Source organism: Parasphingorhabdus marina DSM 22363 (genome assembly GCF_900128895.1).
Lineage (GTDB): Bacteria > Pseudomonadota > Alphaproteobacteria > Sphingomonadales > Sphingomonadaceae > Parasphingorhabdus > Parasphingorhabdus marina.
This window is the reverse complement of record NZ_FSQW01000001.1, coordinates 411484-436623: the sequence shown is the minus strand read 5'-3', so window position 1 is coordinate 436623 and position 25140 is coordinate 411484. Positions and strand designations below refer to the sequence as shown.

The window sequence follows — 25140 nt, the reverse complement described above, 5'->3', positions numbered from 1 at the left end:
GCCTGCGGACATGCTGGATGACACGCAAGGCTATCATGGGATGGCCGCTCGCTCGAAGCGATTTACCCCCTTTGGAAAATAGAAGGAATGCATGATGAACCATATCCCCCTGTCGTCCGGCGTCGCAGGACATCGAACGGCAGGATAGACTGAAATACCCTTCGCGACCCTCGCGATCCTCGCATCCGGAGCTGGATTAAACATATTTGGTTTTCTCCCGCCCTCCCCCTGGGGCCGCACGCGAGTGTGGCCCCGTTTTTTCTCCTATCTGCGATGCCATGTATCGCAGGTTTCCGATAAAAGGTGTCCCCCCATGCTATTGTCGTCATTGTCTCGCAACGAACCCGTGCTCACTTCCCGGGAAAAGGAAGTCCTCGAATATGTCATTCTCGGCCTCTCGGCCAAAGAAGTGGCCCGCTATCTGGAAATATCTCCGCGCACCGTCGATCGCCATGTCGAGAATGTCCGGCTGAAACTGCGTGCCAGAAACCGGACCCATATGGTGGCATGCGCCATTCAGGCCGGATTTCTCGATTTCAAAGGCGGCATGGTCCGAAGGATCGGCCGGGCGACGGCAAATGCCGGCGCTGCCTGAAAACAGCAGCTTGCACGATACCGAAACCACGGCAAACCGGATTAGTGAGTATCTCCCAGTTTCCGGACGAATTCTGCTACCGGTCCGGAAATCTGCCCGGCATCGACCGCTTTTTGGGAGATGTTCAGCCGGGCTTCCAGTTTTCCGGGCAGCAGGTCTGACAGGAATTCTTCTGCCTTTTCCGGCGGGGAATGTCCACCAAATGTCAGGAACAGGGACATATGGTCCGGCAGGTCCGGCTTGCCCGAGAGAAACGCGCGCATCGGCAGCGCGGGGTAGCTTGTCCAGATTGGAGTACCCAGAATGATGCGGTCAAAGCTCCGGAAATCCAGATCCGGAACTTCAATCTTCGGAAGGCGTCCCTTCACGCTGTCATATCCGGCCAGAAGATAACGGAACCAGCCGCCATCATATTTTCGGCAGGATATTCTGGCGACTGTCGCATCCAGCTCCGCCGCCAGCGCGTCGGCGACCGTTTCGGTCGTGCCCGTGCGCGAATAGAAAAGGATCAGTGTTTTCATAATGACGTGACCCTTAAACCATCGGCACGGGCCGTTCATTGATACGGATCAAGTCACCCCGTCAGCGCTGATTCTTCGATCAGGGCGTGCCAGCGATCCGGATACACTGACCGGTCACCCATTCCGACGCCGGGGCGCACAGATAGAGTGTCAGGGCGCCAATGTCCTGCGGGGTACCGAGCCGGCCGGCCGGGAGCCCCAGCGTGTCTTCAAAGCCGATAAAATCCTCGTCCTTCATGCTCAGCGCTTCCTTCACCGTCTCGGTTGGGACAAAGCCCGGCAGGATCGCGTTGACGCGGGTTTTGGGGCCGAGTTCATGCGCGAGCGTTTTGGTCAGCATCAGCACCCCGGCTTTGGCGGCGCTGTAATGGCCGCTGCCGGGGAACGGATCCTGCCCCGCCATCGAACTGGTATTGACGATCCGGCTGCCCTCTCCGAAATGTTTGCAGGCGGCGCGGACACCATGAAAGACGGAGGTGAGGTTGACCGCCATTGTCTTGTCCCATTCCGCTTCGTCGAGCTCGGTGAGCGGCGCGGAGATCAGCGAACCACCGGCATTGTTGACCCAGATGTCGAGCCGGCCAAACTCGTCGACCGCACGCTGGGCGAGGGCTTCCATATCCTCGCGGCTGGTGACATCGGTAGCCTGGGCAATCGCCCGCCCGCCACTGTTGCTGGCGTTGATTTCATCCGCCACGGACTGGATCTGGTCGACGCTGCGCGCGGCGCAGACGACATGGCATCCGGCGTCGGCGAGGGTTTTGGCCATGCCTTCGCCAATGCCGCGACCCGCGCCGGTAATGACGGCGACTTCGCCTGTGAGATCGAAAAGCGGATTGGTCATTCGGCTGCCTCCAGCGATTGTTCCTGTTTTGCCCGCACGCGGATCGGGATGCTGCTCATCAGCGGAATACCCGTCCGCCGGTCAAAATCGCGGTCATTGAACGAGAGCCGCCCGGTATTGCCGCCTTCACCCAGCGGGTCTTCCTTTTCGTCCGGGTTGGTGCCCCAGCTGTGCGGCAGCGAGACGCAGCCCGGCTTGACCGTCTTGTCCGCCTTGGCGACGCAGCTGATGAAGGCGCGGGCGGATTCCACTTCCACCGGCTGGTCCTCGGCAAGGCCCAGGCGCTCCATGTCCACGGGATTCATGAAGGCAGGGTGATGCGGGACGCGCTTGCGCTGGACCGGATCCTCATGCCAGTTCGAATTGTGGATCTCGGTCATCCGCCGTCCGATCATCCGCATCGGGAAGGCGGTTTCCTCGACAGGCTGGCCCAGGCGCGTTGCATATGCGCCCAGCTCCTCCATCATCGCCGCATTGCCGACCGACAGCTTGCCTTCCCAGTCGGCGGGCTTGGGCTGGACCATCAGCGCCTGGGCATCGATGATCTTGCCTTTCTGCGCTTCCGGATCGGCGTAGACATCCGCCACCGGGACGGGTGAGCCGTTCAATGCCGCGCTCCACGCGGTGATCGGATCGGGTGTTTTGCCTGGTTCAAAGACCGTGGCCTTTTCTTCCCGCTCATCGGGATGGGACACCAGCGCCCAGGACTTGATCTTGAGCGGTTTGTCCATCTCGCTGGCGAGCGTGTGGAGAAATTCATATTCCTCGCACAGGTCCGATCCCTCCGGCGAGTCCATGATCGGCAGGCTTGCCTGGGCATAATTATTCTCGAACCCCCAGCCGGCACCAAAACCGCCATAGAGTTCCGGTGCAGCGGTGTTGCCGTGGACTTCATAATGCAATTTGGGTGCGATGACATAATCCGCCAGTTCTGCAGTCTTCGACATGCGCGGGTCGAGGCAGACGAGTAGATCGAGCGCTTTCATCGCCTCGAACGTCTTGAGCTGGTCGGGCCAGGCGAGCATTGGATTGCCGCCCAGACAGATGAGCGCTTTCACCTGCTTGTCCCCGGGGGTCAGGATTTCATCGGGCAGCGCGGCGGTCGGCATGCCGGAAATGCTCTGTTCGAGATCACGGCTGTGCAGTTTGCGGCCGAAGCCCCAGGCGGGGATCGGACCGGGCGAGGCGGCCACTGGTGGCGCGGGCTTCATGAACACGCCGCTGCGCCTGTTGATGTCACCTTCGCGGAGCCAGTGGCCCATGATCGAAGTCAGCGACAGGTTGAGATATTCGGTGATATTACCGCCACCGGCCATGTTCGGGCCGGTGCCGACGCTAATACTTCCCTTTTTCCAGCTGCCATACATGCGGGCTGCCTGGACGATTTCCTCCGCCGCCACATCGGCGCGCTGCGCGGCCAGCGCCGGATCGAATGGCGCGACAGCTTTTTTCAGTGCCTCGAATCCGTCAACATCGTTGGCGACGAAATCCTTGTCATAAAGACCCTCCTCGATCACCACCTTGGCAATTGCACCGAGGATGACCGGGTCTTCGCCCGGACGGCATTGCAGATGGAGATCGGCGCGTTTGGCGCTGTCAGTCACGCGCGGGTCGATGACGATCAACTGCATGCCGCGCTTCTTCGCATCATGCAGTTTCTTTGCCGGGTTCATGCCCAGACCACCGTTCATTGAGACCACCGGGTTGGTCCCGACCAGCATCAGCCCGTCCCAGTCGCCAACCCTTGGCGCTCCGGCGAGCCATGGTCCGACCAGCGCACGGGCGATGCCCTTGCCCGGCTGGTCGATGGTCACGCTGTCATAGACCGAAGTCGACCCGATTGCCTCCATCAGCGCCAGCATGAAAGCATGACCGTTGAGATTGTTATAGCCAAATGTCCCGACATAGGAGGCAATGCTGTCGGGGCCATGTTCCGCAACAATCGCTTCAATTCGCTCCGCGATTTCGCTCGCCGCCGTGCGCCAGTGGATCGCTTCCTTCTGGCCGTGTTTCATGCCCTTGTAGCTGGTCAGCAGCCGGGTGTCGAAGCTGTGATAATTGGCGAGCTGACGCCCCTTGATGCAGCTATATCCTTCGAATTCGGGATTGTCCTTGTCGCCATGGGTGCGCACTGGAACACCATTTTCAAAGTCTACAATCAACCCGCAATGGGCGTGACAGGCGCGGCACATCACATGTTTTTGTTCGGTGACTGTTTCGGCAGGCATTTCTCTCTCCGGACTGATATTTCCGACCATTGCTTTTTCATTTTTAATCGTTCAATTAACAGGTCGTTGATTCCCAGATTAGGGAAGCGTGGCGCCAGCTGCCACTGGCCCTATTGATAAGAGATTTTCAGGAGCGAGATCATGGCCGAGAAACCGAGTGCAGCCGAGCTGAAGGAATATGGCGAAGCCGCCGATGCCTGGTTCCGCGAGAATACGGTCCAGGATCCCGGGTTCATGCTGCCGCTTACCTTCATGGAAGTGTCGACTGACCAGCAGTTTGATTTCCTCCGCGACTGGCAGCGCAAGGTTTATGAAGCCGGCTATCTCGGCGCGAGCTGGCCAAAGGAATATGGCGGCGGCGGCATGCACATGGATTTCCAGCGCGTGGCCACCCGCATGATGAAGAAACATGACGCGCCGATCATGATCAACGCCATCGGCAATGGCTGGGCCGGACCGCTGATCCTCGATCTGGGTACCGAAGAGCAAAAACAGAAATTCATCAAGCCAATGCTCAGCGCCGAGGATATCTGGTGCCAGGGTTTCTCCGAACCGGAGCATGGCAGTGACCTCGGCAATGCCCAGCTCAAGGCCGTCCGAGACGGGGACGAGTATGTCCTCAACGGCTCGAAAATCTGGACCTCTTTGGGCGACCGGGCGAAATACATGATCCTGCTCGCGCGGACCGATTTCGATGCGCCGAACAAATATGCTGGTCTCAGCTTCTTCCTGAACCCGATGAAGGTGGACGGCATTACCACCAGCCGGATCAAGAAGCTGACTGGCGAATATGGTTTCGTTCAGTGCTTCTTCACCGATGCGCGCATCTCTGCCGACTGCCTGTTTGGCGAGGAAGGCGAAGGCTGGAAAATGGCGATGAAGACGCTGGAATATGAGCGCGGCGCGAAGGTCAAGCCGGTTGGCGGTTATTTCGTCAAAGAACTGGACGTGATGCAGATTGTCGAGCTCGCGAAAAACTCGATGCGCAATGGCAAACCGCTGCTCGATGATCCGGTCATGCGTGACAAGATGACGCAATATATGATCGATATCCAGGCGCTCAATCTCAACAATACCCGTCGCCGGATGCCGCAGCTGATGCAGGACAAGCCGATGGGTCTGCCGCTGATGAACAAGCTGGCACGCACCGAGCTGATCCGCGAACTGACCGAATTCTCCCTGGGCTTCCAGGGGACGAAGGCCGGCTATTATGTCGGGGATAAAAATGCCGTGGATGACGGCTACTGGCACCGCTCCTATCTCAACAGTTTCTCCGCCACAATCGGCGGCGGAACGTCCGAGATCCAGCGCAATATCGTGGCCGAACATGCGCTTGGCCTGCCCAAGACTCGCTGATCAGAAAGACAAATCATGGACAATCTCGGCACTATCGGCACGACCGAAGAACAAATTGAACTGCTGGACGTCGCGACGAATTTCTGTCGCGACAAGAGCCCGATCGAAAAGGTGCGGGCGCTGATTGAGGAAGATCTCGGCTATGATCCCGCGGTTTGGCAGGAGATCGGCGAACTCGGCTGGCTGGCCATTGCCATTCCGGAAGCGCATGGCGGGGTTGGCCTGTCGATGGCCGAAGTGGTGCCGATTGCCGAGCAGATGGGCCGCAATCTGATGAACACGCCGTTCGGCACAACAACGCTCGCGGCGCAGGCATTGCTCGCCGGCGGCAATGAAGCGCAGCAGGCGGCATGGCTGCCGAAAATTGCCGAAGGCGCAGCAGCCACGCTGGCGCTGCGGGAAGATAATGGCGACTGGGATCTGACCAATATCGCCTGTACGGGTGTGGTCGACGGGGACCAGATCAAGCTGTCGGGCAAGAAACAGCTGGTCCTCTGGGCGGATAGCGCCGCAGTGATCATCGCCAGCGTCAAGGTGGACGATGCCGTGCGTTTCGTCCTCATCGAACGGTCTGCTGTGGGCGATAATGCGCTGCGCCGCGAAGAAATTATCGACGAAACGGCACGCAGCTTTGAACTGACTCTGGATGGAATATCCGTGCCCGCGGATGCGCTGCTCGATGGTTCCCGCACCCGCGAAACGGTCGAAAAGATCGAGCTGGCTGCGGGGCTGATCCACGCGGCGGAAATGACCGGCGGAACACAGGCGGTGATCGATTACACGCTGGAATATCTGAAAACCCGCAAGCAGTTCGACAAGATCATCGGCAGCTATCAGGCGCTCAAGCATCCGACGGTCGACAATTATGTCGAATATGAAAAGGCGCGCACGCATCTCTACAGCGCGGCGCACAGTTTCAGCGAGCAAGGACGCGGTGAAGTGGCCGTACGGATGGCGGCGGCGCAGGCGCACAGCAGCTATGCGCAGGCCGCCGATCGCGGCATCCAGTTCCACGGTGCCTTTGGTTTCACCCATGACTGCGATGCCCAGCTGTATCGGCGACAGGCGATATTCAAGGGCGCGCTGATCGGTGATGCCGCCTATCAGCGGTCCAAGCTGGCCGGATTGCTGTTTGATTGATGCACCTGTCCTACTTCATCATAGGTGGCCATAAAGGCGGCCGAAGAAGTTACAGACGGGGCTGGAAAAACGGATTGCAACCTGTCACCCGCCGACGAGGCCATGAAAAACGTTTTAAGTCAGGTGGATAGAATGAAAATCAAAGGGTGACAGGGTGTCAACTTTGTAACCCTCTTAAAAGGAGAAGACCATGTCAGAAGTACTCACCGATATTCAGGACGGTTTCATCATCGTCACCATTAACCGGCCCGAGGCCAAGAACGCGATGACCAAGGCTGCCGCCGAAGGCATTCGTGCGGCGATGGAACAGCTCGACAATGACAACAGTCTCAACGCGGGGATCCTGACCGGCGCTGGCGGGACCTTCTGTTCGGGCATGGATCTGAAGGGTTTTTTGCGCGGCGAAACGCCTTCGGTAAAGGGCTATGGATTTGGTGGCATCACCGAGAAGGGTCCGGAAAAACCCTTGATTGCGGCGGTGGAAGGCTATGCGTTGGCTGGCGGAATGGAACTGGCTCTGGCCTGTGATCTCTGCGTCGCCAATGACAAGGCGAAATTCGGTATTCCCGAAGTGAAGCGCAGCCTTGTGGCGGCTGCGGGCGGTGTGATCAAATTGCAGCAACTGGTCGGCAAGCGAGTCGCGATGGAGCTGGCGCTGACCGGAGAGTTTTTCTCCGCCCAGCGGGCCTATGATGTTGGCTTTGTCAACCGCCTGACCGATGGTCCGGCGCTGGACGCGGCGGTGGAGCTGGCAGCGACCGTGGCCGCCAATGGTCCGCTGGCGCTGAAAGCGACCAAGAAGATTATCAATGAAAGCTACGACTGGACCAGTGAAGAAGCCTGGAAGAAGCAGGCAGAGATCATGGGACCTCTGTTCACATCGGAAGATGCACGCGAAGGTTCTCTTGCCTTTGCCGAGAAACGCAAACCGAACTGGAAAGGCAAATAGCCATGGCGGAGATCGAACGGATCAATCCCGACACGCTGCCGGATGCCGGGGCCATGGGCTATTCCCAGGTTACCACCTGCACGCCGGGCAAGATGATCTTCATCTCTGGCCAGGTCGCCTGGACGCCGGGTGGAGACCCGCCACCTGACAATATTGCGGAGCAGGCCAGGCTGGCGAGTGCCAATCTCGGGAAAGCGCTGGAATCAGCGGGGGCCGGCCCGGAAAATATCGTCTCCGCTCGCGCTTTTGTGGTCGATTACACGGAGGAGAAAGGGAACGCGGCGTTCGGTCCCATCCTTGAGTTTCTGGGAGGCAACCAGGTCGCCTTTACCCTGATCGGCTGTTCGGCACTGGCTGCCCCTGATCTGATGATCGAAATCGAGGCGATAGCGGTTGTCTGATACAATGCCGTCGGGCAGCACCGATATTGTTGATCAATGGGCGGCTGGACATGAGCTCCCCGAGTGGTTCATCAAGGCGATGGCTGTGCCGCGCAAGGAAGATTTTGTCGAGGTCAACGGCCACAAGGTCCATTATTTCCGATGGGGAACGCGCGGCAAGCCGCCCCTGCTGCTGACCCACGGCTTTCTCGCCCATGCTCGCTGCTTCGCTTTTATCGCGCCATTTCTGGCTGAGGACCATGATATCATCGCCTATGATCTGGCCGGCATGGGGGAAAGCGAGATCGGCGCCGAATATGAGGGCGCGCAGCGCGCCGCAGACATGGTGGCGCTGGCCGAGGCGCTGGATCTTTTCTCGGGTCCGGAAAAACCCAAGATCATCGCACACAGTTTTGGATCGGGTGTGGCCCTCACGGCCATGGAGCTGGCCGGGGAACGATTTGGCGGTCTGATCATCTGCGATCTGATGATCATGCGTCCGGAAAAACTGATGGCCCATTTCAAGGGCGGCGGTGGGCCTCCCGGTTCCGGCAAATCGGACAAGCCGAACAATATCTATCCGGATTATGAAACCGCGCGCGGGCGATTTGTGCTGGCGCCAAAACAGGATGTGCAGACCCCGTTTCTGATGGAATATATGGCCTGGCACTCGATGCGCCGGGTGGACGATGGCGACCAGAGGGGATGGACCTGGAAGTTCGATCCCAAAGTCTTTTATCGCAGCGAGAATGATCAGGCGAAATGGCTGGAAGCACCAAAACGGATTGTCGATCTGCCACACCGGCTGGCGATTGTTTATGGCGAAAACAGCAAATTGTTTGATTCCGACAGTGCTGCCTATCTGCGTGAGCTGGGTGGCGGTCGTATCCCGATGATCCCGGTGCCCGAAGCGGAACACCACCTGATGCTGGATCAGCCGCTGGCCTTCGTCACCGCGCTGCGATCCGTGCTGGCCCTCTGGAACTGATCTTCAGGAGGCAACGGCTTTCTGACGCGCCAGCCTGAGCAGGTACAGCCCGGGCAGGGTCGATGCGCAGGAGATGACGACAATTGCGACGGCATAACTGGCCAGACTTCCGGGTTCGTCCGGCAGGTCGGGTCCGAAGAAATTGTTCAGGTCGCCCATCGCGTTGATAAAGGCATGGACGCCCATGACCGGCCAGATACTGCCGGCATAGGCTGCGATTCCGGCGAAACCGATGCCGAGCAGGGTGGCGTAGATGACCTGCGGGACGACATCGCCAGCCGGGACGGATTGCAGGTTGGACAGATGGGCAAGACCGAAGATCAATGCCTGGGCGATGGCCGCCATCAGCAGGCCGTTTTTCCGTTCCTGCCAGCACCGGTAGAGATAGTAGAAGCAGAATCCGCGCAGCAGGATTTCCTCGAAAAAGCCGGTCGACAGGCTGTTATAGATCCACCCGCCGAACCGGACGGAATCAAATTGCAACTGGCTCCATTCGACAGACAACAGGTTGATCAGGCCGATCATTGCCATCGGAATCACCGCGAGCGGCCAGCGCCGGGGCCACTCGTGGACGGGCCTGAGAAGACCGGTCTGCGCGAACAGGCCGAATGCTTTCAGCAGCCACAAAACGCCAAAGCCCAGCAGGAATTGCAGGGTGCTGTGAATCATGTCGCCAGCAAAGGGGGATTCCACGGGCAACAGTTTTTCGATCCGGAAAAGCAATAGTGTCGCCGTGATCAGCAAAATGGGCAGCAGCAGCGGCCAGCGCTGCATTGGCATGGGTGTCGCGGTGGTCATCAAGCCGAACTAGGCGAAAAAACCGGGTCACGGCACCTGTTTCGACGAGTGAGCCACTGGCTTCGGCCTGTGATCACCGGGGAAAGTCAGTCGAAGGAAAAGACCATCGTCTCGCGGCCGTCTTTTGCCATCGCAGACTGATAGGACGGCGTGGCTTCCATCTGTTCAAGCCAGCGCATGCAGCCGGGTCGGCTGTCATTGACAAAACCCCGCTGTTTTGCCGAAGCCATGCAATAGCTCATCGTGATATCCGCTGCTGTCAGCTGGTCACCCGCGAGCCATTTGTGGCGGGCCAGATCATGCTCCAGACGATCGAGTATCGTTGTCATCCGCGGCTGCACCAGCAACTTCTGTGCCTGTCCAAGCACGGCACTGATCACCGGCCGGAGGAAAAAGGGTGAGCGTTTCTGCAGCACGGTGAAAATCCCGTCCATGAACTGCATCGGCATCATGCTGCCGATTGAGGCATGGAACCAGAACAGATAGTCGGCGCGTTCCGGGCTCCCCCCGGCCGGGCGCAACGGGCTGTCCGGGTGCTGGTCGAGAATATAATCGATCACCGCATTGCTCTCGGCGAGAACCAGCCCGTTTTCATCGGTGATGACCGGCGCGGTACCGAGCGGCGAGAGCGCCTTGTACGCATCGGGGGCGAGATTGTTGTCGGCATTGCGATTATAGAGCTTCAGCTCATATTCCGTGCCCAGTTCCTCGAGCAGCCAGAGAATGCGGAAAGATTGCGAATATTCGAGATGGTGGAGGGTAATCATGTGGCAATCTCCTTCAAGACGATGGGCGGGCAGTCAGGCATTTTTGATGGTCAGTCCGCCGTCCACCGGGATGACGGCGCCGGTCAGGAACGCGGCTGACGGCAATACACAGGACAGGGTCATGTGTGCGACTTCTTCCGGGATGGCATAGCGGCGCAGCGGCACCCGCCGCTTGGCATAGATGGTTTTATGTTCTTCCGGAATGGCATCGGTAATGCCGGTGCGGATCGGACCCGGGCAGATGCAATTGACGGTTATGCCCTCGCGGCCCAGATCGACGGCAAGTCCGCGGGTCAGGCCGATGACGCCATGTTTCGCCGCGACATAGGGACTGTTGCCGGGTGAAGCGCCGAGGCCCTCTGTCGACGCAACATTGACAATCCGGGGATGCTCGGCCTCGCGCAGGTGCGGCAAGGCGGCGCGGATCATGCGCTGATGGGCGGAAAGCATAACCTCGAGGGTCGGCGACCAGGCTTTCTCGTAGCTCTCTTCGGCGACATCGGCCGGAATCGCGAACCCGGCATTGTTGACGAGAATGTCGATCCCGCCAAAGGCCTGCGCAATATCGCCGACAACCGCGGTGATGACATCCGGATTGCTGACGTCCAGCGCCCAGGCATCCGCCGAACCGTCATAACCGGCATCCGCGATCTCCTGTACCACGGCATCGCATTTGCCCTGATCCAGATCCGTCACCGCCACCTGTGCACCTTCGGAGGCGAACAAATGGGCGGTGGCCCGTCCCATGCCGCTGGCTGCGCCGGTGACAATGGCTTTCTTGCCTGCAATCGAACGGCTCAGCGGCTGATAGGGTTCCATGATCAGGCGGCCTGGAAGCCTTTCAGGCGGTCATTGATGATCTTGTCGGCATCGGCCATGATCCCGTCGATCAGCTCCTTGCAGGTCGGGATGTCGTTGATCAGGCCTGCGACCATGCCGCAGCTCCACGCACCCTTGTCCATGTCGCCTTCCATCATGATGCTGGGATAGACGCCAGCCACTTCTTCCATGATGTCCTGGAACTGGATGCTGTCGCCCAGTTCCTTTTCCTTGGCGAGCAGCTTCTCGACTGCGGCATTGTTGAGCACGCGCTCGGTATTGCGCAGCGGACGCATGACGAGCCGGGTGTCCAGCTCGCTGGCGGCGACAATCGCATCCTTCACATTCTGGTGCACCGGGGCTTCCTTGGTCGCAATGAACCGCGTGCCCATGTTCATGCCTTCTGCGCCCATCGCAAGCGAGGCGACCAGCGAGCGGGCATCAGCCTGTCCGCCCGAGGAAACGAACGGAATGTCCAGCTCATCCGCGGCACGGGGCAACAGGATCATGTTCGGAATATCGTCCTCGCCGGGATGGCCGCCACATTCGAAACCGTCGACCGATACGGCGTCACAGCCAATTTTCTGGGCCTTGAGCGCATGACGCACGGCGGTGCACTTGTGGATCACCTTGACGCCATTTTCCTTGAGCTTCGGGAGATATTGCTGGGGATTATTGCCTGCGGTTTCGACTGCCTTGATGCCGTTGCCGACAATCGCGTCGATATAGCCGGGATAGTCCGGCGCGGTGGTAATTGGCAGGAAGGTGAGGTTGACCCCAATCGGCTTGTCGGTCAGCTCCTTCGCCTTCTTGATTTCCTTGTCAAGATCTTCCGGCGTCTTCTGGGTCAGTCCGGTAATGATCCCCAATCCGCCGGCTTCGGACACGGCGGCTGCGAGTTCCGCAAATCCGACATAATGCATGCCGCCCTGGATGATCGGATGCTCGATGCCAAATAATTCGGTGATACGTGTTTTCATGAGATTTGCTCCTCGCTTTCCGGACCGCTCGTGGCCGGGCTGTTCATGGAACGACTGGACGCTTGCAAGCCCCGGCCGGGAATCAGTTTAATCGCGCGATTAACTAGCAATCCACTCGCCCGTTGTCACGCCTTTCCAGATCTGGTCGGGTGACGCTACGGCAAGCTCCGCGCCCAGCAGCCGGGACCAGTGATGTTCATTACCGAGCGCGTCGCGCCACGCCCAGAGACGCCTTGTATAGTGGTGCAGGTCATATTCCTGGGTATATCCCATCGCGCCATGCACCTGATGGAAGGGCACGGTGACGGCTTCGACGCTGTGGCTGATCTGGACCTTGGCGATGACCGCTTCGTGCCAGGCCTTTGCCGGATCATTCCCATTCCGGGCGCAGGCGCTGGCGGCCTGGGTTGCAGCCATGGTTGCGGCGGCGCTTTCGGAAGCGGCAACGGCCAGTTGATGCTGGATGGCCTGAAATTTTGACAATGGCCGGCCAAATTGTTCGCGTTCGGAGACATGGGCGATGGACAGGTTGAGCGCGGCTTCGATCGCGGAAGCCATCTGGACCGCCCGCACCGTCAGGATGAGTGCCTCGAACGCGCGGCCTGTGAAATTGGTCTTCGCGCTTGCAAGCGCCGCCTTGCCGGCAGGATCAAACCGGGTTGCACCATCGGGAGACAGCGAATCGACATGCCTTCGCTCATCAGCCGGATTGTCGAACAGGCTGATAGTCCCCTGTTTTGCATCGAACAGCACGATCTGCTCCACCTGCCCGCCGAACGGGATATCTGCTCCGGAAAAAGCGAAACTGGCGCTGCCACTGGCGGGTGCCAGTCCGGCCTGATCGAGCATGTGGTTGGCGAGCAGCGTTTCCGCAAAGGGTACCGGAGATGCGGCCTGTACCGACGCCCAGATCGCGCCGAATATTTCATCCGGCTCGGCGGCGAATCCGCCATTGTCCTCGCTGACCCATGCCAGGAGCAGGCCGTTCTCGACCAGCGCATCCCACAGCTCTTGCGGATAGGCGCCGGCTTCTGCCTGATGCGGGATTTCGCGCCCGCACAGGTCGGTGAAAATCTTTGCCGCGGTTTCCGCGACCATGCCTTCGGTGTTGATCATCCGCCGCTCCTATCTCAGACCCAGCTGGCGGGCGGTGATGCCGCGCATGACTTCGGTGGTCCCGCCGCGCAGCGTGTTGGGCGGTGATCGCAGGACACCGATATTGATAATCCGCCGCATCTCGTCGCTCCACTCCTCCGCCGGCAGATCATTGAGCATCGCACGGACTTGCTGGGTGAGGTCATTCTCGAGCCGGTTGCCGAGATCCTTGACCAGCGCCGCTTCGGTTTCCGGTGAAATCCCCTGGTGGAGCAGATTGGCAATGCCCCAGGACATGCCCTTGAGTGTGCGCAGACTGGCGACCAGTTTCCCCAGCCGGGCCTGGCTGTCGGAACCCAGCTTGCCCTGCAACTGGTAGAGCGCGGTTTCGAGCGTGATGTAGCTCGACAGGAATCGCTCGGGACCGGAGCGTTCCATGGCCAGTTCCCCGGTGACCTGTTTCCAGCCGCCGCCTTCTTCGCCAAGCAGACAATCGTCCGGGACGATGACATCCTCGAAATAGACCTCGTTGAAATGGGCGTCGCCGGACAGATCGGTGATTGGCCGGATCGTGACACCGGGCAGACTGAGGTCGATCATGATCTGCGACAGGCCGACATGACGGTTGCGGCCATCGGCTGGCGAGGTGCGGAGCAAGGCGACCATATAGTGCGACATATGCGCGCCAGAGGACCAGATTTTCTGGCCATTGATTTTCCAGCCGTCGGCGACTTTCTCGGCCCGGGTTTTCACATTGGCGAGATCGGACCCGGCCCCCGGTTCGCTCAGACCGATCGCGAAATAACATTCACCTGCAGCAATGCGTGGAAGGATATCCAGCTTCTGTTCCTCGGTGCCATGTTCGAGCAGCATCGGCGCATGCTGACGATCGGCAATCCAGTGCGCCCCCACCGGCGCACCTGCCCGCAGCGTTTCCTCGGTGACGATATAGCGCTCGAGCGCCGATTTTCCCTGGCCACCATATTGTTTGGACCAGGTCAGGCCGATCCAGCCCCGTGTGCCCATTTTCTTTGAAAATTCCGGATCGGCCGAAGCCATCCAGCACTCCGGTTCAGGACGGAAATTTCCGGCATTCAACTCTTCACGCAAAAAGCCCTGCAATTCCGCGCGGAGGTCTTCCAGTGCGGGATCTGGCTGGACTACGGGAAAACTGAAACGCTGCATCATTCAGGTCTTTCTTGCCGGTATCTCGTGTCTGTTCATGGCGTCACAATATCAAATTGCGGATCAACAGGATCCAGCGCGCCGAACATCTGGGCCATCAGAATGACATTGCCGAGCACCCGCATTTCACCGGACACGATCAGATCAGAGGGCTGCACTTCCTGCATCAGCATGCGCGTGAAATTGGTCCGACTGACGGTGACCTGGGTGGAAGAGAGCTCGCGCGTTCCGTCACGCGGGAACATGACGCTGCTGCCCAGATCCACGCTCACGGCTTCGTTGCGGTCAGGAAATGTGAATTGAATGACGCCGCCGGCTCCGCGCATTTTTGCCGGATTGAACCGCGCTGCCATCGCATCGAAAAGATCAATTGCCGGAATCGAGTTGAGGACACGGGCATTGGTGGTCGCAACATTCTCGCCGCGGACATTGCCTTCGCGCAACTCCTTCGCGCCGGTCAGATAGATGTTGCGCCAGGTGCCCGCCTCGGCCTGAAAGCCCAGCTGCTCATAGGTGGAAGCCAGCCACTGTTTTGCGACAATATCTCCGGGATTGGCAAAGACGAGATGATTGAACACCGTGGCGGCCCAGCGGAAGTCTCCGGAATTGAACGCGGTCTGGCCGACATTCAGTGCTTTGACCGGTCCGCCCATGGCCGCGACATATTTGCGCGATTCCTCGGCCGGGGGCAGCTGGTGATAATGGGCCGGTACGCCATCCCACCAGCCAAAATAACGCTGGTAGACCGCCTTGCTGTTGTGATTGAACGTGCCGTAATAACCGCGCACACCGAAGTCGGTGGCCGCAAAATCCGGCTCGCCAATATTCTCCGCAATCTCATGCATCGTGGCGCCCTGATTGGCCTGACGCAGGGTCTGGTCATGGACATAGCGATACAGATCGCGCTGATTTTTCAGCGCCGTTTCGACATTTACCGCACCCCATGTCGGCCAGTGGTGCGACGCCACCAGCACATCCGACTTGTCGCCATAGCGCGCCAGCATGTCGTCGATCACCTTGCTCCATTTGAGCGTGTCGCGAACCAGTGCCCCGCGGGGAGTCAGGACGTTGTGGAAATTGCGGGTGACCACCTCTGCAGTGTGCAGGGCCCTGAACGACGGCAGGTAAAAGACCAGTTCCGCAGGGGCTTCCGTCTCGCCCGCATCCATGAACTCGAATTGGATTCCGTCAATTTCCATGGTCTCGCCGTCCTTGGAGATTGTTCGGGTCGGAGGATAGAGAGACAGATCGCCCTGAGAGAGCACCTGCCCCAGACCGGTGCCGACATGTCCGGCCGGACCTGCTGGCAAATTCGTTCCGAACTGAAATTGCACGCGCCGGTTCATGGCGGTCCCGGCAAGCACATTTTCGCCAATCGATTCGCGCAGGAAGCCATGCGGCGCAATGATTGGCACATTGCGCAACCGCTGGTCAGCCGGGTCCAGGACACCGCTGACACCGCCAAAATGGTCGCCGTGGCTATGGGTGAAAATCACGGCCTGGACCGGCCGCGCGCCGAGCGTGGCATTGGCCAGTGCCAGTCCGGCTCTGGCCGGGGCAGGGGTGGTCAGCGGGTCAATCACGATCCAGCCGGTCGTGCCCTTGATCAGGGTCATCTGGGCCAGGTCATAGCCGCGAATCTGGTAGATGCCTTCGGTGACTTCGAACAGGCCGTGAATGCTGTTGAGCTTGCTCTGGCGCCAGAGCGAAGGATTGACAGTGTCCGGTGCGGCGTCCTTGACAAAATCAAACTGGCCCACTTCCCACGCCACGCTGCCGTCCTCGTTGAGGATCTGCGGTTCTTCGATTTTGGCCAGAAAACCGCGATTGGCATTATTGAAATCGCTCTGGTTATCAATCGGGAGCCTGGCTGCGACTTCGGCATTGGCCGCCCGGGTGGCCGGCATGGCGATGCCGGATGGCGGCTGATAACCCGAAGGTTCCGCTACTGGCGGAGGCGCTGGCTGAACAGTTGCTGCGGGTTGCGCGGTGGCGGCTTCGCTGGCCGGAATGTCAATGGCCTCGGGACCTGTTGCGGTTTCCTGGCCAGTTTGCTCTTGCGCGGCGGCCAGTATCAGCGGCGTTGCGGCAAGGAGCATGCCGGCTGACAACAGTCTGGCATTGGGCAGTCGTTTCGTCATGTTCATTTCCCCCTGAACACCGGTTTGCGTTTTTCCAGGATGGCATCAATCGCTTCCTGATGGTCTTCGAGCTGCTGCAGCACACCCTGGAACAGGGCAGCCTGATCCAGATTTTCCTTCAGCGTTACACTTTGTGCGGTCCGCACCAGTTCCTTGGTCTTGCGGATCGCCAGCGGCGGCAGGCCGACCACCATCCCGGCCAGTTCGCGGGCCCGCTCCAGCAGCTTGTCACCGGGCAGGACTTCCGACACCAGGCCATAGTCCAGCGCCTTGTGGGCATCGATAAATTCGCCCGTGAACAGCATCTGGTTGGCGCGGGCCTGTCCGATGAGACGGGGCAGCAACCAGGCTCCGCCGTCACCCGGGATGATTCCGACGCGCAGAAAGCTTTCGGCAAAAATTGCATCTTCGCCGGCAATGCGCATGTCGCACATGGTGGCGAGATCATTGCCGGCACCAATGGCGTGGCCGTTGACGGCGGCAATAACCGGGACCGAGATGTCTGCCATGGCGAGCGGGATCTGCTGAATGCCGGTCTTGTACCATTGCTCGATCTGCAGAGGTGTCATGTTCTGCTCTGCTGTCATCGCCTTGATTTCATGGAGATTGCCACCCGAGGAAAAGCTTTTGCCGCTGGCGGCGAGGATCACGCAGCTCACCCCCACATCGTCATCGGCTTTTCGGACCGCGCTGACCAGTGCCTCGCACAAATCCTTGGACAGGGCATTGCGCGTTTCCGGCTTGTTGAGAGTGATCGTGACGATCCGGTCCTGTTTATCGTAAAGGACGACTTCGCTCATTGTGGAATCTCCGCATCAACTATGATCACCGGCATGCCCCGGGACTCGTGAAAAGTGTCATTGCAGGCCCGCCGCGGTTCTGCAAGAGAGGGATGGGGACGACAGGAATTTGATCACATGATTTCCGTATCCGGACAACATGTCGAAAATGACAGGCCCGGGAACAACAGACCGGGGAAAAACGGGGAAACCGGTTTCACGCTGGTGGAACTGATGATCGTCCTGTTCATCATCGGGCTGACCGCGTCGCTGGTGGTGCTGACGGTTTCGAGTGGCGGCAATGCTCTCGAAGAAGATGCGCAGCGATTTGCTGCCCGGACCGCAGCGCTCCGGGACAATGCGATCCTCCAGTCTCGTCCGATGGCGGTTCAGGTCACCTCCTCCGGCTACAGTTTCCTGGAACGGCGCAAGGGCAGCTGGTCGGTGCTCGAAGACAAGCCCTTTGTCTCGACCAACTGGGCCAGCGGCATCACGCCCGCGCTGGGCGATCGCGGATCCCTGCTGATCAGTTTTGAAAGCACCGGATTGCCGGGAGATCCGGGAGAAATCATTCTGACCCGTGAGGATCAGGAACGGCGCATCATCATCGCACCGATGGGGGATGTCCGGCTCGATGGCCGGCCCGACGGTCCGGCGGATGGCAACGACCAATGACAGGGCTGCGCAACATCCTGCATCGCCGGCCTTCCGAACGCGGTTTCACCCTGATCGAAATGCTCGTCGCCCTGTCGGTCTTCAGTCTCGCCGCACTGGCGCTGATCCGGTTGCAGGCCTTTACCACACGCAACGCGGCCGAGCTGGAATTGCGGGTCACTGCCCAGTCCGTTGTCCGCAACCGGGCGGTCGAGATCTTTACCGATCCGCGGCCGCCGGCTCTGGGAGACTCCCGGGGACAGGCGGAAAATGGCGGACTGACCTGGCAATGGACACAGAGCGCGAAGCTGACCGAAGATGGCCGGTTCATTCAGGTGGATATCGGTGCCGTCAATCCGGAGTCGGGGGCACCCGCATCGCTGACCATATTGCGGCCGGCCGGTCTGGTGCTTGATGTCCAGCCGCCGCCGGGGACGCCGCCGGAATCCTGATGTCGTCAGAAGAACTGATTGGCGAAATTGGTCGCATTATGGGCGATGATCGGCATAACGATACTGCCCGTGCGTAGCCGGATCCACATCAGGGCCGCGCCGAGCAGGCCGGTGATCACCATGGCCACCACGTCCGCCTGCACCGCGCCGTCGACAATGAAGACACTGTGTCCCCAGGCGAAGAACAATGTCGCAACGATCGCTCCCCAGTGAACAGTTGCGCCCTTGATGGTCCATGTCTGACCGGTGACCGCGAGCGACAGGGTCAGCAGCAATAGCCCCCGAAACATCAGTTCCTCATCCAGCCCCGGAATCGTGGCCTGATAGATCAGCGTTTCAGCATTCAGATTTGTGCCGTCATTGACCAGCAGCTGCAGCCCAATGATGAATCCGATCATCAGTGCCGTGACCACCAGCGCTGGCCCGATCGATCCTGCATTTTGTTTCCATGTCACGCCAGCGTCGGCGAAGGTCAGTTTTGGTGAAGTCCGGATCAGGGCGACCAGAAGAATGATACTGGTCGAAATGGCCAGTATCTTGCCCGACCAGTTATATCTCTGGTCGACGAACATGTTCTCGACTCCGGGTATTTTGATGCCGGAAAAGACCATCATGGCATAGGCGGCATAAATGCCGATCGATGCCAGCAGCCAGACAGGAGACAGGTCGACCTTTCCGGCAGCCTTGAGCAATCCGACAATCAGCAGAATCGGAACCCACCATATCAGCATCGTCAAAAACAGATCGCTCGTCATTCGCCCCTCCCGACTGAACCACTGTATTATTACAGCATGACAGAATTGTCGGTCGGGGTCAAACCGGGGATGGCGGATTTCCGTGACGGTCGGGCCCGTTCCACGAACCCGCCGCCCGATCGGGACGGGATTTCCTCTTGTACTCAACGGTCCAGCGACTAGAAGCCGGGAAAGCACAGCAACGGAAAGACTTATGAGCGATACCGAATCCTGGGACATGGACGATCTGCCGGAAGGCGAAGATTCACAGCTCGAATGGTGGGATTTTGATGATCCGGCAGAGCTGGTTGAAGCGGTCACCGGCGATATCAAATTCATCATCGAAAGCGCCCTCGATGCGCGGGGCGAGGCCCTGCTGGCGTTGCCGGTCAGCGACGAAGCGATGCCGGTACTCGAGGCATTGGCCGAACAGCAGGTCAAGTGGAAACATGTCACCATCATCCCGACCCATGACTATCTGGTGCCGGTCGATGACCCGCGCAGCCATGTGAAGGCCCTGGCGCAGCTGTTCCTGACGCGCGGTGCCCGGGTCCTTCCGATCGCGACGGAAAATGACGACTATCATCTGGCTGGTTCAGCCGCCGATGCCCGGCTGCAGGATGTCAAATGGCCGCCCGATCTGGTCTGGCTCGGCCTGGGTGAAGAAGGCAGCACGGCCGGGATCATGCAAAGCGCCGACATGGAAGAGGCGCTCGACGGACCCAGGGAAAAACGCGCGGTCGGGATCATGCCCGACGATGGCGATGCCCCGCTGGTGACGATCACCAAGGCGGCGATTTGCGAGGCCCGTACGGTATTGCTGGTCCTGCGGGGTGCGGCTGCGCAGTCCGCGCTTGAAATGGAGATCGACCAGGGTGCAACCAGCATGGCCCCGATCGGGCGGGTCTTTGCGGATTTGACGGTGCCGGTGGATATCTACGTCGAGAACTAGAGCCGGGAGAACCGGCAACCGGGAGAGTCGGGGGCAGGCTGCTCAGCCTGCCGAACGCCGGGGTGTCACGCTGTTCCGGCGATAGCTTGCCGGCGTCTCGCCGGACCAGTTCCGGAATGCCCGGGCAAAGGATGATCTGTTCGCATAGTCCAGCTGTGATGCGATTTCCCGATCATCTTTCCCCTGATCCATCAAGGTCAGGGCGAAACGATATTTCCAGGTCTCTACAATCTGTTTTGTCGACGTGGCTTCCGTCCGCAATCGCCGGGAGAGCATCTTCTGGGACATGCCGAGATCATCGGCAATGGCATTGGCATGCCAGCCCGCCGGTCCGGATTCAGCCAGATATTGTTCGACCAGCCCTTTCATTGTCGGTCGCATGCGTGCGAGTTGTTCACGGCATGCGGCCTCGATCTTGAGGAATGCATCGGGATTGTGCGTCCTGACGGGATGCGCGAGCACACCGGCAGACAGAATCGCGGCCACCCGGGATTGCCCAAACCGGATGGTTACTTCGGGGAACAGTTCGTGATACAGAGTCCCGTGGCGCGGTTCCGGATAGTCGAGGTGGATTTCCTCCAGAAACCCCTCCAGTCCGGGAATCGCAATGGCGGCTCCCTTCCATACCGCGAGATTCTCTTCAGCGACCAGGCGATGGGCTGCTGGTGACAATAATATCTTGTCCCGGGTGCCCAGATACACCCGGTTGCCTTGCTTTTGCATGTGATAGGCTACCATGGCGCCCACGACATCGGCATATTGTTCGAGTTTGTGGAATGCATCTCCGACAGTCGGCGCGAGGACCATCAACGCCCCCATCATGCCCTGATCGGGGAAATTCTGTGCCGAAGGAGAGCGAAATCCTGTGCCAGCCATGGTCGAGACTTTGGCGATGCGCTCATAGAACCGCACTTGCTGGTCAAATGTGACTGCGGAGCCGGTATCCCTCAATATCTTGGGGGAAATTCCGGTTCCACGCAAAATGGCGGAGGGCGAGCGGTCTTCTTCGCGGGCTACCAGTTCCATCAGCGGTTTCAAAAAACGCACCGGCACATAGGCCATGCCCCGATTTTGTCCCCGATTGTATCCGATGCTGTCTATCATTGTATTTCAGCCGCCCATTATGCTTACGATCCGGGAGGCTGAAAGACAATGCGGATATGCCGGGTGATTTTGGAAATGACGGGCTTGCCAGGATGACTGTTCGGGGACGAAGTGCGATTCTCCCGGCCGCGGCGGCAAGCCTGGTTCTGATCGCCTGCGATCCGGTAACGGACATGACCCGGTCGCAATCCCGGATGGTTGTCCAAGGTCCGCTGACCGTCCTTGCCTCCGGTTCTGCACTGGATGCAATCGAAGCCAATCCCGATGTGATGCCGACCGTAACCTACACGGCGATGATCGAATATGCACCCGGTCGCAAGGCAGTGATATATCGCTCAGCACGGACGGAATATGTCAACGTCGGGGACGACCGGGTGCCGCTCGCCTATTTCCCGCGGGGGACATACCGTATTGAAGGCCGGGAAGTGCCACCCGCGGATGCCGGAAAATCCGGAACGGGACCAGTGCTGGTCTCGCGCCCGGCCGGTGTGGACAAATGGATCGAAGCCTCGCGCATGGAGCTGGTTGAAAAAGCAGAAAATTCCTCTCGGGACTGATCCAGTGCAGGCATTTTTCCGTTCGTGGGGACCTGACAGGGAGCGATAAACAATGGCGGAACGGTTGATAGAAAAAGGCGTATGGGGCGTGACCCTGATCCTGCTGGCACTCGGCATGATACTGGCCTTGCCGGGTTGCAGCAACGATCAGTCAGTTTTTTCCGGCGCAGATAAGAACGAGTGGGAAGGGCGCCTGAAATTTGTCTTTGTCGAACGGTCCATCGTCGTTCCGTTCTTCCTCACCGATTCCGGAGCCCTCCTGCTGCGTCCTTCGCAGGACACCGAATATGACGGTATCGGTCCGCTGGTCGAGGGTGACGGGATAAATGTCGCCGATCGCATGTTTCATTCCGGGGCTACCTACCGTTTCCAGGGGGAAATCTCGGATGAGGCCGTCGATGAGGTTCAGCTGCTTTCGATTCCCACAAAGATCGTGGATGTTGAATCGATTGCGCTGGTCAAAAAGGGGGATGGCGAGTGCACGGCCTATATTGGGCGGATCGTTCCGCCAAGGCCGGGCAGAGGCGGCTTTGTTCCGGTTCTCCCGGAATATGCGGAAGGGAAAAAGGGCATGTTCATTCATGATGGCCGGGCGAAATGCACCATCGTTCCGCGCGGCAAGGAGATGATGAGCTCAATCACAAGTGTGGGCAGCATCAACACGAACGAAGAGGTTGACTGGGCGCGACCGGGTCCGGGCACAACATCTTCGTTCGGTAACTAGCTGACAGGGGAGGAACAGAATGAAGCATCTTCTGAAAACCGGAATCGCAACTGTGGGAATCTGCGGTGGATCTGTGGCTCTGCCGGCAAGCGCCGGCATTGTTGATGACTATTGCAAGGCATTTCCGCAGAACTACAAATATTGCATGGAACGGCAGGAAGATGATGCCGTTCTGGCATTGTCTTCCGAGGCGCGCCGCGACCTGTTCCTGGATATCAACGCGCGGCGAAAAGCGGGTCTGGAAAGCGGCAGGATCAAGCGCACGCCGGTTCCGGTTTGCGCCGAGGTCAGGGACTATGGAAGACTGCCGAAAGCCCCGGGCGTCTGGGCCATCAAATGCGATGATGCCCAGATGTATGGCGTCCAGTTTGATCAGGACTCGGTGTTCAGCGGCATGAGCTGTGCCTTTCTGGCGACCATGCTCGGCTCGCCCTGCTCTGGTGCCGTCTGGATGCGGGAAAATGACGGGAAACCGGAATCGGCAGAACCTGCTGAAAGTGACACGACCGGGACGTAAGAGTTTGGGGCAGGTTTTCGAGAAGTTGCCAGGAATATGCACGCGTTGGTGGTGCCGCTTAGAGGACTCGAACCTCTGACCCCATCATTACGAATGATGTGCTCTACCACCTGAGCTAAAGCGGCTGATCGCTGGACAGGCGGTGCGGGGCACTGCCGGTTAACGGTCGCCGGGCCTTTAACAGTCGCTGTGATCTCTGACAAGTCTGCTCGTCCGGATTCGCTGAATCGGCTCGAACAGCCGTTTATCCCCGCAAAATCCGGAAATATTTACCAGATATTTACCATAGTGATGGCACAACGGCCTCTGTCCACAGGAACAACGGCAGAACGAGGCATGGAAAATCTTCGCAACAATGACGGAAATGACGAGCTGCACAGCAACTCGCCGTCAGATTATATCGCCTATGACGATGATGCGTCGGCAGACGATCCGCCGCCAGCTATCGGTCAGGACGAGCGCCGGATGCATGTCCGGGCCTATAATTTCTGGGCCGGGCTGCTTGGCGACCGCCAGTTTCCTTCGGTCGAGGACCTGAATCCGGAAACGGACGAGGATTTCGGACCGAATAGCGTGCTGCTGGATTTTACCAGCGGTGTGGAAAACCCGACAATCCAGTTCCTTGGCCAGGCACTGCGCGTGGAATGCGAGCTGGACGAAGGGATTACCAATATTGAAGATGTCCCCGCCCGCTCGCTGCTGTCGCGGATTACCGACCATTATCTCCAGATCATCGCCAACCAGGCGCCCATTGGTTTCGAAGCCGAATTCGTCAACCAGCGCGGTGTTTCGATCATGTATCGCGGTATTTTGCTGCCATTCTCGACCGACGATGACACGATTGATTTCATCTACGGCGTGATCAACTGGAAAGAAGTGGCTGCCGACGACATGGCGGTCGAACTGGAACAGCAGGTGGCGGAAGCCATGCGGGCAGCGCCATTGACGGCGGAAACCGGTCCGGTATGGGCCGATGCGCCAGATGCGGAACCCATCGGGGCAGAAGAAGTGGAACAGGACCCTGCGGATCAGGCCGATCTCGGCGAGGAAGACGAAACCCTCGAGCTGACGGCGGAAGACATTGATCCGTCTTATGAGTCAGCCGATGCGATCCCGTCGCAGCCGGCACAAACCGACGCACCGGAGCCGGCTGTTCTCGATATTGATGAGCTTGGTGCCGCCGATCTTGATGACAGTGCCAGTCTCGCAGACTGGCTCTCCGCCGCACGCAGCAGTGCAGATGACGCGGCCCATTGCGAGCAGCGCAGCCGGGCGGCGTTGTATGCCGCCATCGGTCGGGCCTATGATTTTTACCTGATGACCGAAGCGTATCCGGAAGATTATCAGGCGCTGCTTGAAGATTCCGGTCTGACGGCACAGGAACGGGCGCCGATGACGCCGATCGTGAAACTGGTCTTCGGAACCAATTATGACAAGACACGGCTGACAGAATATGCCTCGGCTCTGCGGTTCGCGGATAGCAACGGCATCGGCAAGGGGGAATTTGCCGCTTTTCTGGAGAAGCATGAAGGTGGCCTGAAGGCAGTTGTTCAGGCCGAGCGCGACACGCGCAAACCGAAAACCGTGCGGTCAGATGACGAATCCCGCCATGATGCGATGCTGGACCGGCTGCGGTCGGCACCGGCTCGTGACCTCAGCGAGATTGAAACCGGTGATGCGGAATTTGTCGTACTGGTGGCGCGCCGGGATGACGACGGCAAGCTAGCCATTGTTGGCCCGGTCACGGGGGACGAGAAGCTGACCGACAAGGTTCTGTCCAAAACCCGGGTCTGACAGGCCAGATACCCAACCGGTTGCATATGTAACCAAAATATCACGCTTGATGACCGATTGGCTGGCGCATGGCAGTGCGGGTGCAAT

At 59.2% G+C, this 25140-nt stretch carries 26 protein-coding genes and 1 tRNA gene; 13 read left to right on the top strand and 14 right to left on the bottom strand.

The genetic code is table 11. The features are described from left to right. The first annotated feature begins 313 nt into the window (after window positions 1-313). Window positions 314-595 carry a helix-turn-helix domain-containing protein gene (locus BUQ90_RS02175; protein ID WP_084192436.1) on the top strand — a complete coding sequence of 94 codons (282 nt, stop codon included), beginning with the start codon at window positions 314-316 and terminating at the stop codon, window positions 593-595. A 41-nt stretch (window positions 596-636) separates the two neighbouring features. On the opposite strand, the gene BUQ90_RS02170 is transcribed toward BUQ90_RS02175, so the two are convergent. The 3 genes from BUQ90_RS02170 to BUQ90_RS02160 all read right to left on the bottom strand — a co-directional run bounded on the left by BUQ90_RS02170 (window position 637) and on the right by BUQ90_RS02160 (window position 4188). Further along, window positions 637-1116, bottom strand: coding sequence for a flavodoxin family protein (locus tag BUQ90_RS02170; RefSeq protein WP_074203502.1), 480 nt, complete (start codon window positions 1114-1116; stop codon window positions 637-639). A gap of 79 nt (window positions 1117-1195) precedes the next feature. Continuing rightward, window positions 1196-1960 (bottom strand): SDR family NAD(P)-dependent oxidoreductase, encoded by a 765-nt coding sequence (locus BUQ90_RS02165; protein WP_074203501.1) that lies wholly within the window; start codon window positions 1958-1960, stop codon window positions 1196-1198. Continuing rightward, complete coding sequence (locus BUQ90_RS02160; protein WP_159437011.1) at window positions 1957-4188, bottom strand: molybdopterin-containing oxidoreductase family protein; 2232 nt, start codon at window positions 4186-4188, stop codon at window positions 1957-1959. The genes BUQ90_RS02165 and BUQ90_RS02160 overlap by 4 nt, the downstream gene beginning before the upstream one ends. Window positions 4189-4329: 141 nt before the next feature. On the opposite strand from BUQ90_RS02160, the gene BUQ90_RS02155 reads away from it, so the two are divergent. The 5 genes from BUQ90_RS02155 (at window position 4330) to BUQ90_RS02135 (ending at window position 9001) form a co-directional block, all read left to right on the top strand. Next, window positions 4330-5544 (top strand): acyl-CoA dehydrogenase family protein, encoded by a 1215-nt coding sequence (locus tag BUQ90_RS02155; RefSeq protein ID WP_074203500.1) that lies wholly within the window; start codon window positions 4330-4332, stop codon window positions 5542-5544. Window positions 5545-5559: 15 nt separating this feature from the next. Further along, a complete protein-coding gene (locus BUQ90_RS02150) occupies window positions 5560-6684 on the top strand; it encodes an acyl-CoA dehydrogenase family protein (protein WP_074203499.1) in 1125 nt (374 codons plus the stop codon). 190 nt (window positions 6685-6874) lie between these two features. Beyond that, window positions 6875-7633, top strand: coding sequence for a crotonase/enoyl-CoA hydratase family protein (locus tag BUQ90_RS02145; RefSeq protein WP_074203498.1), 759 nt, complete (start codon window positions 6875-6877; stop codon window positions 7631-7633). Between the two features lie 2 nt (window positions 7634-7635). After that, window positions 7636-8034 carry a RidA family protein gene (locus tag BUQ90_RS02140; RefSeq protein WP_074203497.1) on the top strand — a complete coding sequence of 133 codons (399 nt, stop codon included), beginning with the start codon at window positions 7636-7638 and terminating at the stop codon, window positions 8032-8034. Next, window positions 8027-9001 (top strand): alpha/beta fold hydrolase, encoded by a 975-nt coding sequence (locus BUQ90_RS02135; RefSeq protein WP_074203496.1) that lies wholly within the window; start codon window positions 8027-8029, stop codon window positions 8999-9001. The genes BUQ90_RS02140 and BUQ90_RS02135 overlap by 8 nt, the downstream gene beginning before the upstream one ends. Before the next feature lie 3 nt (window positions 9002-9004). On the opposite strand, the gene BUQ90_RS02130 is transcribed toward BUQ90_RS02135, so the two are convergent. From BUQ90_RS02130 to BUQ90_RS02095, 8 genes are all read right to left on the bottom strand, one after another. After that, window positions 9005-9799 (bottom strand): CPBP family intramembrane glutamic endopeptidase, encoded by a 795-nt coding sequence (locus BUQ90_RS02130; protein WP_084192434.1) that lies wholly within the window; start codon window positions 9797-9799, stop codon window positions 9005-9007. A gap of 86 nt (window positions 9800-9885) precedes the next feature. Next, window positions 9886-10566: a glutathione S-transferase family protein gene (locus BUQ90_RS02125; RefSeq protein ID WP_074203494.1), complete on the bottom strand. Its 681-nt coding sequence runs from the start codon at window positions 10564-10566 to the stop codon at window positions 9886-9888. 33 nt (window positions 10567-10599) lie between these two features. Next, window positions 10600-11385, bottom strand: coding sequence for an SDR family NAD(P)-dependent oxidoreductase (locus BUQ90_RS02120; RefSeq protein ID WP_074203493.1), 786 nt, complete (start codon window positions 11383-11385; stop codon window positions 10600-10602). A 2-nt stretch (window positions 11386-11387) separates the two neighbouring features. Next, window positions 11388-12365, bottom strand: coding sequence for an NAD(P)H-dependent flavin oxidoreductase (locus tag BUQ90_RS02115; protein ID WP_074203492.1), 978 nt, complete (start codon window positions 12363-12365; stop codon window positions 11388-11390). A 99-nt stretch (window positions 12366-12464) separates the two neighbouring features. Continuing rightward, the gene (locus BUQ90_RS02110) at window positions 12465-13481 is read right to left on the bottom strand and encodes an acyl-CoA dehydrogenase family protein (RefSeq protein WP_074203491.1); all 1017 of its coding nucleotides are present in this window, start codon (window positions 13479-13481) and stop codon (window positions 12465-12467) included. A gap of 9 nt (window positions 13482-13490) precedes the next feature. Next, the gene (locus BUQ90_RS02105; RefSeq protein ID WP_239447331.1) at window positions 13491-14648 is read right to left on the bottom strand and encodes an acyl-CoA dehydrogenase family protein; all 1158 of its coding nucleotides are present in this window, start codon (window positions 14646-14648) and stop codon (window positions 13491-13493) included. Window positions 14649-14680: 32 nt separating this feature from the next. Beyond that, window positions 14681-16786 carry an alkyl/aryl-sulfatase gene (locus BUQ90_RS02100; protein ID WP_159437010.1) on the bottom strand — a complete coding sequence of 702 codons (2106 nt, stop codon included), beginning with the start codon at window positions 16784-16786 and terminating at the stop codon, window positions 14681-14683. A gap of 2 nt (window positions 16787-16788) precedes the next feature. Next, window positions 16789-17586 carry an enoyl-CoA hydratase-related protein gene (locus tag BUQ90_RS02095; RefSeq protein ID WP_074203490.1) on the bottom strand — a complete coding sequence of 266 codons (798 nt, stop codon included), beginning with the start codon at window positions 17584-17586 and terminating at the stop codon, window positions 16789-16791. A 117-nt stretch (window positions 17587-17703) separates the two neighbouring features. Between BUQ90_RS02095 and BUQ90_RS02090 the strand changes: the two genes are divergently transcribed. Then, window positions 17704-18240: a GspH/FimT family pseudopilin gene (locus BUQ90_RS02090; protein ID WP_143182692.1), complete on the top strand. Its 537-nt coding sequence runs from the start codon at window positions 17704-17706 to the stop codon at window positions 18238-18240. Next, entirely contained in the window at window positions 18237-18671 is a 435-nt protein-coding gene (gene gspI, locus BUQ90_RS02085) for a type II secretion system minor pseudopilin GspI (RefSeq protein ID WP_074203489.1), read from the top strand. Before BUQ90_RS02090 ends, gspI begins: the two co-directional genes overlap by 4 nt. A gap of 5 nt (window positions 18672-18676) precedes the next feature. On the opposite strand, the gene BUQ90_RS17370 is transcribed toward gspI, so the two are convergent. After that, entirely contained in the window at window positions 18677-19426 is a 750-nt protein-coding gene (locus BUQ90_RS17370) for a CPBP family intramembrane glutamic endopeptidase (RefSeq protein WP_159437009.1), read from the bottom strand. Between the two features lie 193 nt (window positions 19427-19619). On the opposite strand from BUQ90_RS17370, the gene BUQ90_RS02075 reads away from it, so the two are divergent. Continuing rightward, window positions 19620-20357, top strand: a complete 738-nt coding sequence (locus BUQ90_RS02075; RefSeq protein WP_239447330.1) for a 6-phosphogluconolactonase — start codon at window positions 19620-19622, stop codon at window positions 20355-20357. 42 nt (window positions 20358-20399) lie between these two features. On the opposite strand, the gene BUQ90_RS02070 is transcribed toward BUQ90_RS02075, so the two are convergent. Further along, the gene (locus BUQ90_RS02070) at window positions 20400-21461 is read right to left on the bottom strand and encodes an AraC family transcriptional regulator (RefSeq protein ID WP_074203488.1); all 1062 of its coding nucleotides are present in this window, start codon (window positions 21459-21461) and stop codon (window positions 20400-20402) included. A 56-nt stretch (window positions 21462-21517) separates the two neighbouring features. Here BUQ90_RS02070 and BUQ90_RS02065 point away from each other — a divergent pair, with 56 nt between their 5' ends. From BUQ90_RS02065 to BUQ90_RS02055, 3 genes are read left to right on the top strand one after another with little or no spacing between them, the layout of a single operon-like run. Then, entirely contained in the window at window positions 21518-22018 is a 501-nt protein-coding gene (locus tag BUQ90_RS02065) for a hypothetical protein (protein WP_074203487.1), read from the top strand. A 52-nt stretch (window positions 22019-22070) separates the two neighbouring features. Beyond that, the gene (locus tag BUQ90_RS02060; protein WP_074203486.1) at window positions 22071-22742 is read left to right on the top strand and encodes a hypothetical protein; all 672 of its coding nucleotides are present in this window, start codon (window positions 22071-22073) and stop codon (window positions 22740-22742) included. A gap of 19 nt (window positions 22743-22761) precedes the next feature. Next, window positions 22762-23259, top strand: coding sequence for a hypothetical protein (locus tag BUQ90_RS02055; RefSeq protein ID WP_074203485.1), 498 nt, complete (start codon window positions 22762-22764; stop codon window positions 23257-23259). A 49-nt stretch (window positions 23260-23308) separates the two neighbouring features. Here BUQ90_RS02055 and BUQ90_RS02050 read toward each other — a convergent pair. Next, a tRNA-Thr gene (locus BUQ90_RS02050) sits at window positions 23309-23384 on the bottom strand. Window positions 23385-23595: 211 nt separating this feature from the next. Here BUQ90_RS02050 and BUQ90_RS02045 point away from each other — a divergent pair. Beyond that, entirely contained in the window at window positions 23596-25053 is a 1458-nt protein-coding gene (locus BUQ90_RS02045) for a PAS domain-containing protein (protein ID WP_074203484.1), read from the top strand. Window positions 25054-25140 lie beyond the last annotated feature (87 nt).

Bases quoted from the DNA above. Each gene is read 5' to 3' on its own strand.
- BUQ90_RS02175 (WP_084192436.1), top strand. From the start codon at position 314: ATGCTATTGTCGTCATTGTCTCGCAACGAACCCGTGCTCACTTCCCGG.
- BUQ90_RS02170 (WP_074203502.1), bottom strand. From the start codon at position 1,116: ATGAAAACACTGATCCTTTTCTATTCGCGCACGGGCACGACCGAAACG.
- BUQ90_RS02165 (WP_074203501.1), bottom strand. From the start codon at position 1,960: ATGACCAATCCGCTTTTCGATCTCACAGGCGAAGTCGCCGTCATTACC.
- BUQ90_RS02160 (WP_159437011.1), bottom strand. From the start codon at position 4,188: ATGCCTGCCGAAACAGTCACCGAACAAAAACATGTGATGTGCCGCGCC.
- BUQ90_RS02155 (WP_074203500.1), top strand. From the start codon at position 4,330: ATGGCCGAGAAACCGAGTGCAGCCGAGCTGAAGGAATATGGCGAAGCC.
- BUQ90_RS02150 (WP_074203499.1), top strand. From the start codon at position 5,560: ATGGACAATCTCGGCACTATCGGCACGACCGAAGAACAAATTGAACTG.
- BUQ90_RS02145 (WP_074203498.1), top strand. From the start codon at position 6,875: ATGTCAGAAGTACTCACCGATATTCAGGACGGTTTCATCATCGTCACC.
- BUQ90_RS02140 (WP_074203497.1), top strand. From the start codon at position 7,636: ATGGCGGAGATCGAACGGATCAATCCCGACACGCTGCCGGATGCCGGG.
- BUQ90_RS02130 (WP_084192434.1), bottom strand. From the start codon at position 9,799: ATGACCACCGCGACACCCATGCCAATGCAGCGCTGGCCGCTGCTGCTG.
- BUQ90_RS02125 (WP_074203494.1), bottom strand. From the start codon at position 10,566: ATGATTACCCTCCACCATCTCGAATATTCGCAATCTTTCCGCATTCTC.
- BUQ90_RS02120 (WP_074203493.1), bottom strand. From the start codon at position 11,385: ATGGAACCCTATCAGCCGCTGAGCCGTTCGATTGCAGGCAAGAAAGCC.
- BUQ90_RS02115 (WP_074203492.1), bottom strand. From the start codon at position 12,365: ATGAAAACACGTATCACCGAATTATTTGGCATCGAGCATCCGATCATC.
- BUQ90_RS02110 (WP_074203491.1), bottom strand. From the start codon at position 13,481: ATGATCAACACCGAAGGCATGGTCGCGGAAACCGCGGCAAAGATTTTC.
- BUQ90_RS02105 (WP_239447331.1), bottom strand. From the start codon at position 14,648: ATGATGCAGCGTTTCAGTTTTCCCGTAGTCCAGCCAGATCCCGCACTG.
- BUQ90_RS02100 (WP_159437010.1), bottom strand. From the start codon at position 16,786: ATGACGAAACGACTGCCCAATGCCAGACTGTTGTCAGCCGGCATGCTC.
- BUQ90_RS02095 (WP_074203490.1), bottom strand. From the start codon at position 17,586: ATGAGCGAAGTCGTCCTTTACGATAAACAGGACCGGATCGTCACGATC.
- BUQ90_RS02090 (WP_143182692.1), top strand. From the start codon at position 17,704: ATGATTTCCGTATCCGGACAACATGTCGAAAATGACAGGCCCGGGAAC.
- gspI (WP_074203489.1), top strand. From the start codon at position 18,237: ATGACAGGGCTGCGCAACATCCTGCATCGCCGGCCTTCCGAACGCGGT.
- BUQ90_RS17370 (WP_159437009.1), bottom strand. From the start codon at position 19,426: ATGACGAGCGATCTGTTTTTGACGATGCTGATATGGTGGGTTCCGATT.
- BUQ90_RS02075 (WP_239447330.1), top strand. From the start codon at position 19,620: ATGAGCGATACCGAATCCTGGGACATGGACGATCTGCCGGAAGGCGAA.
- BUQ90_RS02070 (WP_074203488.1), bottom strand. From the start codon at position 21,461: ATGATAGACAGCATCGGATACAATCGGGGACAAAATCGGGGCATGGCC.
- BUQ90_RS02065 (WP_074203487.1), top strand. From the start codon at position 21,518: ATGCCGGGTGATTTTGGAAATGACGGGCTTGCCAGGATGACTGTTCGG.
- BUQ90_RS02060 (WP_074203486.1), top strand. From the start codon at position 22,071: ATGGCGGAACGGTTGATAGAAAAAGGCGTATGGGGCGTGACCCTGATC.
- BUQ90_RS02055 (WP_074203485.1), top strand. From the start codon at position 22,762: ATGAAGCATCTTCTGAAAACCGGAATCGCAACTGTGGGAATCTGCGGT.
- BUQ90_RS02045 (WP_074203484.1), top strand. From the start codon at position 23,596: ATGGAAAATCTTCGCAACAATGACGGAAATGACGAGCTGCACAGCAAC.